Source organism: Grylomicrobium aquisgranense, from assembly GCF_033971865.1.
GTDB classification, from domain to species: domain Bacteria; phylum Bacillota_I; class Bacilli_A; order Erysipelotrichales; family Erysipelotrichaceae; genus Bulleidia; species Bulleidia massiliensis.
The window spans coordinates 1-13105 of record NZ_JALBUR010000044.1; the positions used below are offsets into that span (position 1 = coordinate 1).

The window sequence follows — 13105 nt, forward strand, 5'->3', positions numbered from 1 at the left end:
GAAAGGCTTGCATATCTGGCATCTGCATATGGTGATGCAAAATCTATCAAGAACGCAATTCCTTTCTTGTGGGACTGCGATTCAGACATGGTACTTCATGCCATTATGAACTATAAGCGGGCGTGGAATCAGTTCAGAAAAGTGAAAGGAACCAGTATTCCGACATTCCACAAGTTTGACAACACGTATTGCTATCAGACCAGCAATCACTATGCCGGAAAGAAGTTGAATACCATTCCACACGTTGTCGGCCTGTACGAAGGAAGCGTACGCTTTACAGACAGGAATCATCTTGTGCTGCCGATGCTTGGCACGATCCGCATGAAAGGTTCCCGCAAGCTGATTGATGCGCTGCTGAATCGTGTTGCAGAAACACGCATTGGTACTGTTGCCATCAGGATGGATGCGTGCGGAGACTGCTATATTTCGCTTGCTCTGGCATCAGACGAACCATTTCATACTGCTTATGCCAGCACTGGCAGAGCGGCAGGCATGGATCTGAATCTTTCCAACTTTCTGATGGATAGTAATGGCTGTGTGATCGAGTCACCGCGTTATCTGAAACAGGCAGAAAAGAAGTTGTGCAAAGCGCAGCGTGCCCTTTCACGAAAGTACGAAGCTGCCAGACGAGATGGCCGAGACTATCGTACGTGCAGAAATTATCAGGAAGCACGTCTCAGACTGGCTAAATGCCATCGTCATGTGGCAAATCAAAGATTGGACTTTATCAGATGTACAGCAGACAAAGAAGTCAAAAGCCACGACTATTTGTTTGCCGAGGATCTCAAAGTTCGAAATTTGAAAAAGAACCACAAATTGGCAAAGGCAATCTCAGATAGTGGATGGAGAACTTTTCTGACTGAGTTGCAAAACACAGCTTCCAAACGCGGAAAGATATGTCTGCTTGTCGATCCCAGAAACACGACGCAGACATGCTCGTCATGCGGCTGTGTCATGTCAGACGACAACAGTATCGTACTTGGGCAGGAAGAATGGGTATGCCCAATATGCGGTTCACACCATGTACGTGATCATAACGCCGCAATCAATATCAAAAATGCCGGTCTTGCCTTACTGCAAGAATCCGGCATTGCAATAGATAACTGCTGAAAGGCAGTATGGCAGTACAGTCCTGCCTCATAGTTTGGCAACTCACTATGATAACCGCCCTCCCACTGGCAGACCTACACTTACCTGCTGCGGCAGATAAGCGAGTTAGTTGTATCAGGGTAAGTTGGAGTGCACGACTGCACATTCTATGTGCAGCCGTGTTCCTTCAAGCCTGCGGGCTTTAGCCGCGGGTAGTTGACAGTCACTCATAGGCTGTACCTCACAAACCATGCCGGCATCATTGCCGGGAGGCATCTAAGGATGCTTTAATTTAAGAGGGACATCCAAACCCTCCTGAAACATTTCTGTTTCGGAGGGACAACCGCCACCGTGTATGGTGATCCTGTTTACAGCAGACAAAATATCTGCTGTTTTTATTTTACCAAAAGCTATAGAAAAAGAATGCCAGCTATACTCTGACATTCTCTTCAGGCTTCTACCTTGTTCTTGACTTTCACCGGGGTGACGATCTCCGGCACCTCCGGGAAGTTTTCATCCACAATATCCTGGATCGTTGCAGCGGCAAACACTGACTCCATCATCCGCTGCACCTTCTTGTAATACTTGTGCATCGGGCAGTACGACGTTGCATATCTGCTGCAGTAGCCATCCGGCTCCAGACAGCGGTTGATGCAGATGGTTTCCTCCATCGCCTTCAGCACTTCCAGAACAGATATCTCACTGGCATCCCGGGCCAGCATATACCCGCCATTGCTGCCAAGTTTCACCTTCACTAGACCCCCATCACGCAGTTTCCGCAGAATCTTCTGGGTATGCTCAACAGTATGAAAACCAAGCTTCTCGGTCATCTCTACCGAAGTCACGCACCGCTTTGCCTCTGCCAGAAACAACATGCACCGGATCCCATAATCAGTTTCAAGATTTAATTGCATTCCTTACTCCCCGCCGTGCAAATATACACCTTGAGGGTACGAATTACCAGTACTGATTTGGACATTCCGGTGAAACTGATCAATGAAATACAGGATCCTTGATAGAAATCAGCTCATATCCTGCCTGGCGCACAGCCTCCTTCAGATCTGCTTCACTTGTCTCCGGAATACACATGATCCAGGCCTGATTCGTATGAAAATCCGCCCCGGCATCACTCACCCCCGGCACATTGCGCAGACAGTTGGCTACCCGCACCTCGCAGCAGGAACACATCATCCCCCGCAATTGCAGGATCTTCTTCATTCGATGCCTGTGACCTGGTAGTCCTGATCTTCGACCGCCTTCTTGAGCGCAGCATTATCCACATCCTTGCTCAGCTCAACAACCGCTGTCTTGGCATTGCGGTCTGCCTTTGCACTGACAACACCATCCACAGACTCCAGCGCCTTCTTCACACGCGCCTCGCAATGCTCACACATCATTCCATCCACATGCAGTACCTTTTCCATCTTGTTATCCTCCTTATCTGTACCAAGATCTGTATCTTTCTTTTCCGTATGGAAATCTTCATCATTCAGTGTCACTTTATTCTTCATCGCATGATCCCTGTCCGTTCTGTGCATATTGAACAGATTCAGGCGCAGGGCATTCATGCATACCGTAAAGCTGGACAGCGACATAGCCGCCGCACCAACCATCGGATTCATCTTCCATGCATACAGGCCGGCTGCCAGCGGAATGCAGATCACATTGTAGAAGAATGCCCAGAACAGATTCTCATGAATATTCCGCAATGTTGCCCGCGACAGTCTGACTGCCGCTGCCACATCTGACAGCTTGCTGTTCATCAATACCACATCTGCACTGTCAATTGCCACATCCGTACCCGCACCAATCGCAATGCCGGTATCTGCCCTTGTCAATGCCGGGGCATCATTGATGCCATCACCGACCATTGCAACCTTGCCATACTTCTGCAGGCGACGGATCTCAGCTTCCTTGCCATCCGGCAGGACACCCGCAATCACATGATCCACATTTGCCCTGGCGGCAATTGCTTTTGCAGTTCTTTCGTTATCACCTGTAATCATGACAACTTCAATGCCAAGATTCTTCAATTCATTGACTGCCTGAGCAGAATCCGGCTTGATCGTATCTGCCACGGCAATCATGCCAAGCAGCTTGCCATCCCGGGCAAAGAACAGCGGTGTCTTGCCCTGGCCAGCCAGCTCTTCACTTGCCTTGCGCAAAGCAGAAGGAATCTCTGCAACTGTACCAATATACTTCTGTGAGCCGCCAGAGAGCTGCTTGCCATCCAGCACTGCCTGTAAGCCATGGCCGCTGAGCGCCTTGAAGTCACGCACTTCAGCCAGTTTCACATGATCCGCTTCTGCCTTTTCACGAATGGCAGCTGCCAGCGGATGCTCTGAATGATTCTCCAGCGCATAGGCTGTCTGCCAGAGATCTGCTTCACTGACACCATCCGCTGCCACAACATCCGTCACTGCCGGCTTGCCGGTTGTGATCGTACCTGTCTTATCCAGCGCAATGATCTGGGTGCGGCCGGCATTTTCCAGTGCCTCACTTGTCTTGAAGAGAATGCCATTCTTAGCACCCATGCCATTGCCAACCATGATCGCTACTGGTGTTGCAAGACCAAGTGCACAAGGGCAGGAAATGACCAGTACAGAGATCGCTCTTGCCAGGGCAAACGGCAGTGTCTGTCCGGCAATCAGCCAGCCCACAAGCACCAGAGCAGCGATGATGATCACCGCCGGCACAAAGATGCCGGATACCTTGTCCGCAATACGGGCAATCGGCGCCTTGGTCGCAGCCGCATCAGAAACCATGTGAATGATCTGAGACAATGTTGTATCTTCACCAACACGGGTAGCCCGTGCCTTGATGAAGCCGGAAGTATTGATCGTTGCGGCGCTGACGGTATCATTGACCTGCTTATCAACCGGAATACTCTCACCCGTCAAAGCAGACTCATCCACAGCAGTGGTGCCTTCAATAATCACACCATCCACCGGGATGCTCTCACCAGGCCTGACCACAAACACATCGCCGGTCTGCACTTCTTCAATGCCGACTTCCACTTCCTGCCCATTGCGCATCAGCACAGCCTTCTTCGGTGCCAGCTTCAACAGACTCTTTAACGCATCGGTCGTACGGCCCTTGCTGATAGATTCCAGCAGCTTGCCAACTGTAATCAGAGCCGGAATCATCGCGGCACTTTCATAGTACAGCTCATTGTGATACACGCTCATGATGCTGGCAGGATCTGCACCCTGTGCATACATACCGGCAATCTCATACGTCACAAACAATGACCATCCGAAGGATACCGAAGAACCAAGTGCCACCAGGGTATCCATGTTCGGAGCGCCATGAATCAACGAATTGAAACCGGAAATAAAGAACTTACGGTTGATATACATCACAATCAGCGCCAGGTACATCTGCGTCATGGCCAGAGCCATGTGATTATGCACAAACCATGCCGGCAGCGGCCAGTTCCACATGTTATGACCCATGGAGATATACATCAAAGCTGCCAGAAAGACGATCGACCAGATCAGCCGCTTCTTCAATATCGGTGTTGTTCTGTCCTTTAATGCATCCTCTTCAGCCGCAATCTCACTCTGTGCAGACTGCTTTGCCTCAGCACCTTTCCTTTTCGCACCATAACCGGCATTCTCAACTGCCTTGATAATTGCCGCATCATCTGCCGTACCTTCCACACCCATGCTGTTGGTCAGTAGTGACACCGAGACACTCTTAACACCTGGCACCTTGGCAACTGCCTTTTCCACACGGTTCTGGCATGCTGCACATGACATTCCCGTTACAATATACTGTTCCATACACGACCCTCTTTCTATTTCATCAGCTTCTGCAGCAGTGTCACCAGTTCATCCACTGCCTCATCCTTGCCGTCGCGGATATCATCCGCCACACAGCCCTTGATGTGACATGCCAGCAGCACCTTGTTGAAGCTGTTCAAAGCACTCTGCACCGCTGAAACCTGCACGAGAATATCCGGACAGTACATATCATTCTCAACCATCTTCTCAATACCGCGGATCTGTCCCTCAACACGTTTCAGACGCACAAGCAGGTCTTTCTTTTCCTGCTCACTGCGCAGCACCTTGCGCGTACTGCATGCACATCCTTTCTCCATTCCTTCCATATCTCCTATACCCCACCGGGGTATCTCCCTTCACGGCAATTGTTATATACCCCCGCGGGGTATCTGTCAACAAGCTTGCACGAAAAAAACAGAAACCAGATTTCGCCTGATTTCTGTCTATCTTTACTTCTGATTCAGATTGTAGATCATGCGCATCCCCTTGAATGCCACATCCGGATCATACGTATCAATCGCATGCGTATTAGATGCAATCATCCGGCCAAGACCACCGGTAGCCACCACCGGACAGTCCGTATGCAGGGCATGCTTCATCATCGCAATAACTTTTTCAACCCCGCCAAGATAGCTGTACATCACGCCTGCCTGCATGCCTGACACCGTATTCTTTGCGAGAATGCCGGATGGCATCTGCAGAGCAATGCCAGGCAGCTTGGCTGTATTGTTTTTCAAAGCCTGTGCACAGATATCAAGGCCAGGCGCAATCAGCGTATAGGCAAAGATTCCCTCTGCAGAGACATAGTCATAGGTGACGGCTGTGCCAAAGTCTGCCACAATTACCCCCTGGGGGTACATGGCATGCCCATAGGCCGCATTGACAATCCGATCAGCACCAATCTCACGTGGATTGTCAGTGCGCACCGAGATCCCGGTACGAATACCCGGCCCTACCACAAGCGCATCCAGATCAAAATACTTCTTCACACAGCTGACAAGGGCATGTAATGCATCCGGCACCACACACGAAATGATGGCACCGGCCACCTGCTTTCTGTCAATCCCGGCATCCTGCAGGAAATCCCGCACCGCCAGCCAGTATTCATCCGCCGTACGCGGCGTCAGAGAGCTCAGCCGTATCGTAAAGACAATCTTTTCCTCATCCATCAGGCCAATGCGTACATGTGTATTGCCGGCATCAATCGCCAATAGGTATCCGTGCATCATTTCTCCTCGTACTGCCAGCTCAGGCAGTTCTTTCCATGAGTCCCATGCGTACCGCACTGGGGGCCAGTGCCCTGACCAGCACCGGAATCACAACACCTGCCAGGATGGCCTCCAGAACCATGTTGCTGGAGACAACGCCAAGCAGAAGCACAACAAGCCCCTGCATGCCGGTGCCAAGGGCACTGGCATACTGCGGGCCAAAGAAGATATAGATTCCGCCAAGCACACCAGCCGTATGCAGAACGGTATTGATCACAGCACTCAAAGCTGCCGCCGGCACACTCTTATGCATCAGGCGCAGAAACAGCCGGTACAGATAACCGGACAGCACGCCAAGCAGGATTCTCGGCACAAAGCAGATCAGCAGCGAAGCAAAGTTGCCGGAAACACCGCCGACGGTAATAAACGGAGAGAAGACAAAGGATGTCACACTCGGCTCCATGGTGGCACGGATCAATGATGTCATGCCAAAGACGAAGCCAAGCCCTGCACCAAAGGCGGGACCGCCCAGGATGCCTGCCAGAATAACCGGCAGATGCATGGTCGTGATGGAAAGACCTGCCATGGGAATGTAGCCGATGGGCGTAAAGGCCATCAGGACCTCAATGCCCGCGAAGAAAGCTGCCAGCGTCATCCGCTGAATTCTCTGTTTGTTTTTTGTCATGTTTACCTCCTGCCGCTCCATTGCTGGATGCAGCGAACCAAAACAGAAATGGCCAAAAGCAAAGATCAATGTCCATCGGGATCATTGTCTTTCTGACCGCATTTCATTATAGCCCCGTTCAAAAAGGAAGAGCCATCAACTCTTCCTCAGCATTTCTTTTCCAGTTTCTTTTTATCACAATACAGATAAATGGTGCCGATCACCAGGGAGGCAGCACCCAGGATCAAAGGCAGAATGGCAGCACGAAATGACAGGGAGACCACCTGCATGAAGACTGTCACAAAGAACACCAATGCCATCACATAGTGCAGAACGGCAGCTCTTTCATATCTTGTCAGTTTTTTCTCCACTTTCTTTTTCATACAATTCTGTTTCCGTACCCTTTTTATAACCTTGAACCATAGCAAACGCAACCGGAAACATCACGCCGCAATACAGATCCATCACTCTGATAAAAAAAGAGAATCCCGCAGGACTCTCTTCGTATGCATCAATCAAGCGCGGTTGTTCTGTTCCGGTGCATTGATGTCAATATCAATGTGGTTGGTGCCATCAGCGTGCTCAAAGGCAGCCAGTTCCGGATGTTCACGCTTCTCAGCTGTGTAGTTCTCATAAGCAGGCTTCTTATGCTTCTCTTCTGCCCACTCCTTGTCAGCTACCGGCTTCCATGCAGCGGCATACGGACGGCACTTGTCGCACAGATGCTCAACACTCTCCGGAGACTCGATGTTGGTCTGATGGGCATCTGTCTTGTGAACCATTTCAACAAGCAGATCCGGGTTCTCCAGCATCGGGCACGGTCTCAGATGGTTGCGGTTGAACGGCTGGCCTTCATGGTATGCCATGAACAGCGGGCTCTGCAGCATCTCCAGGATCGTGTTGTTCTTGATGTTGGTGTTGGAGAAGTGAATGAAGACACACGGCTCCGCATCACCATTGGAGTTGATGTGGAAGTAGTTTCTGCCGCCGGCAATGCATCCGCCGACAAACTCACCATCATTCTGGAAGTCCATCGGGAAGAACTGGATGTCGGATGTCTCAGAACGAACCTCACGGATTCTCTTGATCATGTAAGTTCTCTGCTCCGGTGTCGGCATCAGCTCAGGCACAGCATTGTTGCCAACCGGCATCAGATGGAAATAGAAGCCATAGTGGGCACCCTTGGAAGCCAGCATATTGAAGAAGTCATCACTTGTGACTGCATCAATGTTGTCCTTTGTATAGCAGATGGATGTGCCGAAGATAATGCCATACTTATGCAGCAGGTCCATTGCCTTCATGACAGCATCATAGTGGCCATTGCCGCGGCGCTCATCATTTGTCTTCTCAGAGCCTTCAATAGAAAGCATGTAGGAGATATTGCCAAGCTGCTGAATTCTCTTGCAGACATCCTCATTGATCAGTGTGGAGTTGGAATACAGGACGAAGAAGCAGTCATTGTGCTTCTCAGCCAGTTTCTCAATATCCTTCCACTTTACCATCGGCTCACCGCCGGTCATCATATACAGATGCGGACCAAGCGCCTTGCCTTCGGTGACGATCTTATCCATCTCATCAAAAGTCAGAGAGCTCTTGTGACCGTAGGTACCGCTCCAGCAGCCGATGCAGTGCATATTGCAGGCACTGGTCGGATCAAACAGGATGAGCCAGGGAATGTTGCAGTTATACTTCTGACGGTTCTCACGAATCATCTTCGTGCCGCGGAAGAAAGACTCATAGCCCAGATTCAGCAGCATCATCTTTGCATAATGCGGATCCGCATCATCAATCATGCTGTTGATCATCTTCATCCAGCGGTTATCAGGATTGGAAACATACTTCCGGACTCTCTCAAATGTCTCCGGCTTTGCGTCCTTATAGAACTTCTCAGCCATGTCGACAATCTTCAGATATACTTCTGAACGCTCCTGGTAATCCTTTGTATTCTTTACCTTCTTTACAAGCTGGTCTGCAACCAGAGACACAGCCTGTCTCTCTGCTGCATGCGAGATATTTTCCTTCATTGATGCCATATCGTTCTCTCCCCTCTATCCATATATGGCTGTATGACAAGGCCATATATACAGGTTATCGCTCATTATTTTGTCACATTGTCCACAAAATGGCATCTACATTTTGCGCGACTTGTCAAATCTGTACCGCCTGTCACAACTTCTTTGCAAATGTATAGGCTTACAGGACAAACAAAGCGATTCTGTACACATAGCATACTAAAGTGATATGCGTTTACTTTCCAGCATTTTGCCCATTTGCCAAACCCCGAAACAAAAGTACAATAGGCTGGATTGCGGGAGGCTCTATGAAACAAGTCAAATCCATTCTGATTATTATTCTTGGCAATATGCTCTATGCCCTCAGCGTCCAGCTGTTCCTGGTCCACTCCGGCCTGCTGACCGGCGGCACCACCGGTATCGCTCTGGCTGTCAATGCCATCAGCGGTTTCTCCATCTCCCTGTTTGTTCTGATTTTCAATATCATCATGCTCATCCTGGGATGGCTTGTACTGGGAAAGAAATTCGCCCTGACAACCATTCTTTCCACCTTTGTCTACCCATTATCCCTGTCCCTGTTTGAACAGACACTGAAAAACACCGTATTGACCGCCACGCCGATCTTAAATGCCATCTTTGCAGGCCTTGGCATCGGCCTCTCCCTTGGCCTGGTCATCCGTGAAGGTGCCTCCACCGGCGGCATGGATATCCCGCCGCTCATTCTCAACAAGCTCTTTAACCTGCCCGTATCTGCCACCATGTATGCTTTTGACTTTGCCATCCTGATCTTCCAGGCTTTCCTGCACACCCCGGAAGAAGTGCTCTATGGCATCCTGATCGTACTGATCTACACCCTCACACTGGATAAGCTGCTGTTATCCGGCACCGCAAAAACAGAAGTGAAAGTGATCTCCAAAAAGACGGATGAAATCCGGCAGGCAATCCTGCAGGAAATGGACCGCGGCGTCACCATGCTGGATGCCAAAGGCGGCTATGGACAGGAACAGCAGGAACTGCTGCTGTCCATCATTTCCAACCGCGAACTGCCCGCCATCGAAAAAATTATTCGCCGCATGGACCCGGCTGCCTTTGTCATCGTCTCCCGTGTTTCACAGGTAGAAGGCCGCGGCTTCACCATGAAAAAGAAATATCCAGACCATCACACCAGATGAGAATACAGAAGAGAAAGCTGGCAATGCACAGAAGAAAGACGGATCCGGCCATACAGACAGACCGGATGAACGCCTTCGGTAATCACACGTGCATCCTTTGCCGCCATGTTCTCTTCTTTTTTCATGACCGCATCCATCCGCACAGACAAATCGTCCTTCATGATACCGGCACAGCGATGTTTCTCCATCACCACAACCTCCCGATCAGAAAGAATCAGTGTCAAGCTCCCACAGCGCAGCACCATTCCACCCGCAAAAGGAAACGGTGTCCGGGAAACAATATGGCATTCATAGCGTTTCTCTCCCTGCACCAGCCAGATCTTCTCACTGGCATGCAAAACAGATGAAATACTCTCATCCACACTGCCCAGATCAAAATGCACAAGCAGCCGCACCAGTATAAAAAGCAGGAAGAAACCGCCCGCGCAGGCAAGAAACCATATCTGGAAAACAGACAAAACAAGAGAAATCACCACCCCAAGCTGTGCCAGCACATCTGTTGTCATATACCGATTGGCCGACAAAAACATCCCGGTATGATCCAGCCGGTTCCACGGAATTCGATATTCTTCATTCAAATCATTTTCCATATCCACTAGTATACTTCACCCAAAGTCTCCGCCAGCATGCATCTGGCTCTTTCCTGTTCCAATCATCATAAATCGCAAAAAAGAGAATCAGCATTTTCAGCCAATTCTCTTTGATGGCGCCTTAAACAGGGCTCGAACCTGTGACACCCTGGTTAACAGCCAGGTGCTCTGCCGACTGAGCTATTAAGGCGTGCGTTAATAGTATACGGCACTGCAACCCATCTTGCAACAAATATTTTTCATTTCTCAAATAAACCGTTACTATTCAGCGATATGAGACATTAAGTTGTAAAGCTCTATGAATCTTCGATCATTTTCATAAATGTTTTCATAAAAGCTCCGTTTTTTTTGAAGAAGTTGCTGTGGAAAACTTTTGCAATCCAGCGTTTGTCATATTTGATATGGCAGGTGATCTGTACCTAAATCCCGGCTCTGAAATAAGCAAGCTGTGGAAAACTGCTTTTTTTGAGACGATTGTCCTTCAAAACAGCCATGTTTTACTGACTTTTTCCACATATTGATTTCGTCTTTTACTTTGTTTATTCTGTGATCATGAAATATAGTAATCACTTATCACCAGAGACGTATCTCGCTCACAAGGAATACTTTGATCAGGGACTGATTCAATGCCTGGAACGCCAGAAGGAACTGAATGTTTCCCTGAAAGAGAAACTGGAAATCAGAACAGCCAGATCAAAAGCTGATGTGCGCATGATCCAGTCATTGATATTGAAGCTGCGGGGTATTGAAACTACTGTCTGTGTCCTTAAGAAGCAGAACGCAGACAGTCAGACTGAACTGGACAAGCTGAAATCAGAAATTAAACAAATTTCTAATGCTGTTACTCTGGAAATTGAGAAACGCGATAAACGGATTGAAGATCTTTTGAAGATTATTCAGGACCAGAATGATGAACTTAACGATCTGAAACGTAAAGATCGCAAAAGAAAGATGTCTGATACGACGAATATCAATAATCCATCCAGCACATACAGATTTGATGATGCAGTCAAACAGAAAGGCAAAGCACCTGTCAATTCAAGAAAAGAAACAGAACGCAGCAGAGGCGGACAGAAAGGACATGCGTCCACAAGATCATCACTGTCTTCTCATTGTGACAAAGTCATTGAGATTCATGTGAAAGCAGCACCTTCAGGTGCACAGCCTGTCTATGATGAAAGCGGCAGAATCAAATATTATTGTGCGCAGGTAAAAGATGCCCGTTATGTCACAGAAATCCGTGAATATCATTTTGTGGTCAGCGATGATGGAATTACTTTGCGTGCGGATATGATGAACAGATTCCGGATTAATCCACTTGTCTATTCAGATTATCTGAAAAGCCAGGTGCTTTATCTGCAGAGTAAGGGAGTCGTGTCGCTTGGACGTCTCTGCCAGATTCTGAATGAGTTGAGCAATGGAGAACTGAGCTTAACAGAGAGCACGGTTGTCAACTGGATGAGAGAATTTGAGGAAAGAAGCCGGGATTATCGTGCATATGCAATAGAGCAGATCATAAATACCTGGCTTGTGCATGTGGATGAAACAGGATACAGGATCAACGGCATGCAATCATGGCTTCATGTGCTTTGCACACCACAGTTTGCCTATTTTGTAATGACACAGAAGCGGAAAGATGCAGAGACAGGACCGTTGAAGCTCCTTGAAGGGTTTTCAAATGTACTGTGCCATGATCACTTCAAGCCATACTATACTCTGCTGAACTGTGAACATTCAGAATGCAATGCACATATAGAGAGGTACCTGAAAGCAGGAGTTGATTTTGATGAGATCGAAGGATGTGCAGAGATGCTCAGGCTTCTGCAGCGTTCGCTGAAAAGAAAAAATGAACTGATCGCAGAAGGCAGAAACGAAATGGATAAAAGCGAGTATGAAGGCATCAAAGGAGAATATCTTGCAATCATAGACAAAGCAATTGATCAGTATAAACAGGAACATGAAGAAACGCCTGCAAAATATGTACCGGATGGTATCAAGACGCTGAAACGAATGAAGGAATATGTAGATGAACATCTGCTGTTCCTGAGGGACTTTGATGTGACGTATACGAATAACGCAGCAGAACGGCAATGCCGTACTGTAAAGGCACATAAGAAGATATCGGGACAGTGTTACAGCATAGATACTGCATCGTATTTAACATCCCTTCTGACCGTCATCCAGAGTGCAAATCTGCAGAAAGCAAATACACTGGAACTAATGACTGCACTGATGAACGGAAGGTGGCAAAGGCCAACAGAGAGCACTGAACACGCCAGAGCATAACTCCGGCGTGTTTTTAAAAGTTTACATTGTCGCTGAATAGTAACAATAAACCGCATTATGCTCTACCAATGCGCAGATTTATGTACAGCACTAACACATAATGCCGTTTCCACTGCACAAGCACTTCTCAAATCTTTTCACATTCAGGCAGGGAACTCAGTTCTTTCCAGAGCAATAGGGTAGAGTGAGCCGCGTTAGCGGCTCGACCCTCCCGTTGCACCGTACGTACGGTTTTCCGTATACGGCGCTACGTTTGTATTTACTTACGATTATTGAGATAGTATTCCAACGGGTTGACC

General features: G+C 48.6%; 12 protein-coding genes and 1 tRNA gene. 3 read left to right on the top strand and 10 right to left on the bottom strand.

Annotation, left to right across the window (positions count from 1 at the left end; all coding sequences use genetic code 11):
- Positions 1 to 1110 (top strand): RNA-guided endonuclease InsQ/TnpB family protein (locus tag MOZ60_RS10540; protein ID WP_370596644.1); only part of this gene is annotated, 1110 nt, incomplete at its 5' end.
- A 428-nt stretch (positions 1111 to 1538) separates the two neighbouring features.
- Here MOZ60_RS10540 and MOZ60_RS10545 read toward each other — a convergent pair.
- The 8 genes from MOZ60_RS10545 to MOZ60_RS10580 form a co-directional block, all read right to left on the bottom strand.
- Complete coding sequence (locus MOZ60_RS10545; RefSeq protein ID WP_277007567.1) at positions 1539 to 2003, bottom strand: RrF2 family transcriptional regulator; 465 nt, start codon at positions 2001 to 2003, stop codon at positions 1539 to 1541.
- Positions 2004 to 2082: 79 nt separating this feature from the next.
- Positions 2083 to 2307 carry a heavy-metal-associated domain-containing protein gene (locus tag MOZ60_RS10550; RefSeq protein ID WP_370596645.1) on the bottom strand — a complete coding sequence of 75 codons (225 nt, stop codon included), beginning with the start codon at positions 2305 to 2307 and terminating at the stop codon, positions 2083 to 2085.
- On the bottom strand, positions 2304 to 4874 hold the full coding sequence (locus MOZ60_RS10555) for a heavy metal translocating P-type ATPase (protein WP_370596646.1): 2571 nt from the start codon (positions 4872 to 4874) through the stop codon (positions 2304 to 2306). Before MOZ60_RS10555 ends, MOZ60_RS10550 begins: the two co-directional genes overlap by 4 nt.
- Before the next feature lie 14 nt (positions 4875 to 4888).
- Positions 4889 to 5200, bottom strand: coding sequence for a metal-sensing transcriptional repressor (locus MOZ60_RS10560; RefSeq protein ID WP_371832664.1), 312 nt, complete (start codon positions 5198 to 5200; stop codon positions 4889 to 4891).
- Positions 5201 to 5323: 123 nt separating this feature from the next.
- Entirely contained in the window at positions 5324 to 6103 is a 780-nt protein-coding gene (locus tag MOZ60_RS10565) for a type III pantothenate kinase (protein ID WP_370596647.1), read from the bottom strand.
- Between the two features lie 19 nt (positions 6104 to 6122).
- Positions 6123 to 6767, bottom strand: a complete 645-nt coding sequence (locus MOZ60_RS10570; RefSeq protein ID WP_108775470.1) for an ECF transporter S component — start codon at positions 6765 to 6767, stop codon at positions 6123 to 6125.
- A gap of 146 nt (positions 6768 to 6913) precedes the next feature.
- Positions 6914 to 7129 carry a hypothetical protein gene (locus MOZ60_RS10575; RefSeq protein WP_370596648.1) on the bottom strand — a complete coding sequence of 72 codons (216 nt, stop codon included), beginning with the start codon at positions 7127 to 7129 and terminating at the stop codon, positions 6914 to 6916.
- 132 nt (positions 7130 to 7261) lie between these two features.
- A complete protein-coding gene (locus MOZ60_RS10580) occupies positions 7262 to 8779 on the bottom strand; it encodes a radical SAM/SPASM domain-containing protein (RefSeq protein ID WP_370596649.1) in 1518 nt (505 codons plus the stop codon).
- Positions 8780 to 9066: 287 nt separating this feature from the next.
- Between MOZ60_RS10580 and MOZ60_RS10585 the strand changes: the two genes are divergently transcribed.
- Positions 9067 to 9930: a YitT family protein gene (locus tag MOZ60_RS10585; protein ID WP_370596650.1), complete on the top strand. Its 864-nt coding sequence runs from the start codon at positions 9067 to 9069 to the stop codon at positions 9928 to 9930.
- Here the strand turns inward: MOZ60_RS10585 and MOZ60_RS10590 are convergent.
- Both MOZ60_RS10590 and MOZ60_RS10595 read right to left on the bottom strand, forming a co-directional pair.
- Positions 9918 to 10520: a hypothetical protein gene (locus tag MOZ60_RS10590; protein ID WP_370596651.1), complete on the bottom strand. Its 603-nt coding sequence runs from the start codon at positions 10518 to 10520 to the stop codon at positions 9918 to 9920. The genes MOZ60_RS10585 and MOZ60_RS10590 overlap by 13 nt on opposite strands.
- A 114-nt stretch (positions 10521 to 10634) precedes the next feature.
- Positions 10635 to 10710: transfer RNA gene (locus MOZ60_RS10595), tRNA-Asn, on the bottom strand.
- A gap of 362 nt (positions 10711 to 11072) precedes the next feature.
- On the opposite strand from MOZ60_RS10595, the gene MOZ60_RS10600 reads away from it, so the two are divergent.
- Entirely contained in the window at positions 11073 to 12806 is a 1734-nt protein-coding gene (locus MOZ60_RS10600) for an IS66 family transposase (RefSeq protein ID WP_370596652.1), read from the top strand.
- The last annotated feature ends 299 nt before the right edge of the window (positions 12807 to 13105 follow it).

Excerpts from the sequence above, each read along its gene's own strand:
- MOZ60_RS10585 (WP_370596650.1), top strand. The coding sequence starts at position 9,067 with ATGAAACAAGTCAAATCCATTCTGATTATTATTCTTGGCAATATGCTC.
- MOZ60_RS10570 (WP_108775470.1), bottom strand. The coding sequence starts at position 6,767 with ATGACAAAAAACAAACAGAGAATTCAGCGGATGACGCTGGCAGCTTTC.
- MOZ60_RS10560 (WP_371832664.1), bottom strand. The coding sequence starts at position 5,200 with ATGGAAGGAATGGAGAAAGGATGTGCATGCAGTACGCGCAAGGTGCTG.
- MOZ60_RS10580 (WP_370596649.1), bottom strand. The coding sequence starts at position 8,779 with ATGGCATCAATGAAGGAAAATATCTCGCATGCAGCAGAGAGACAGGCT.
- MOZ60_RS10555 (WP_370596646.1), bottom strand. The coding sequence starts at position 4,874 with ATGGAACAGTATATTGTAACGGGAATGTCATGTGCAGCATGCCAGAAC.
- MOZ60_RS10600 (WP_370596652.1), top strand. The coding sequence starts at position 11,073 with ATGAAATATAGTAATCACTTATCACCAGAGACGTATCTCGCTCACAAG.
- MOZ60_RS10590 (WP_370596651.1), bottom strand. The coding sequence starts at position 10,520 with ATGGAAAATGATTTGAATGAAGAATATCGAATTCCGTGGAACCGGCTG.
- MOZ60_RS10545 (WP_277007567.1), bottom strand. The coding sequence starts at position 2,003 with ATGCAATTAAATCTTGAAACTGATTATGGGATCCGGTGCATGTTGTTT.
- MOZ60_RS10565 (WP_370596647.1), bottom strand. The coding sequence starts at position 6,103 with ATGATGCACGGATACCTATTGGCGATTGATGCCGGCAATACACATGTA.
- MOZ60_RS10575 (WP_370596648.1), bottom strand. The coding sequence starts at position 7,129 with ATGAAAAAGAAAGTGGAGAAAAAACTGACAAGATATGAAAGAGCTGCC.
- MOZ60_RS10550 (WP_370596645.1), bottom strand. The coding sequence starts at position 2,307 with ATGAAGAAGATCCTGCAATTGCGGGGGATGATGTGTTCCTGCTGCGAG.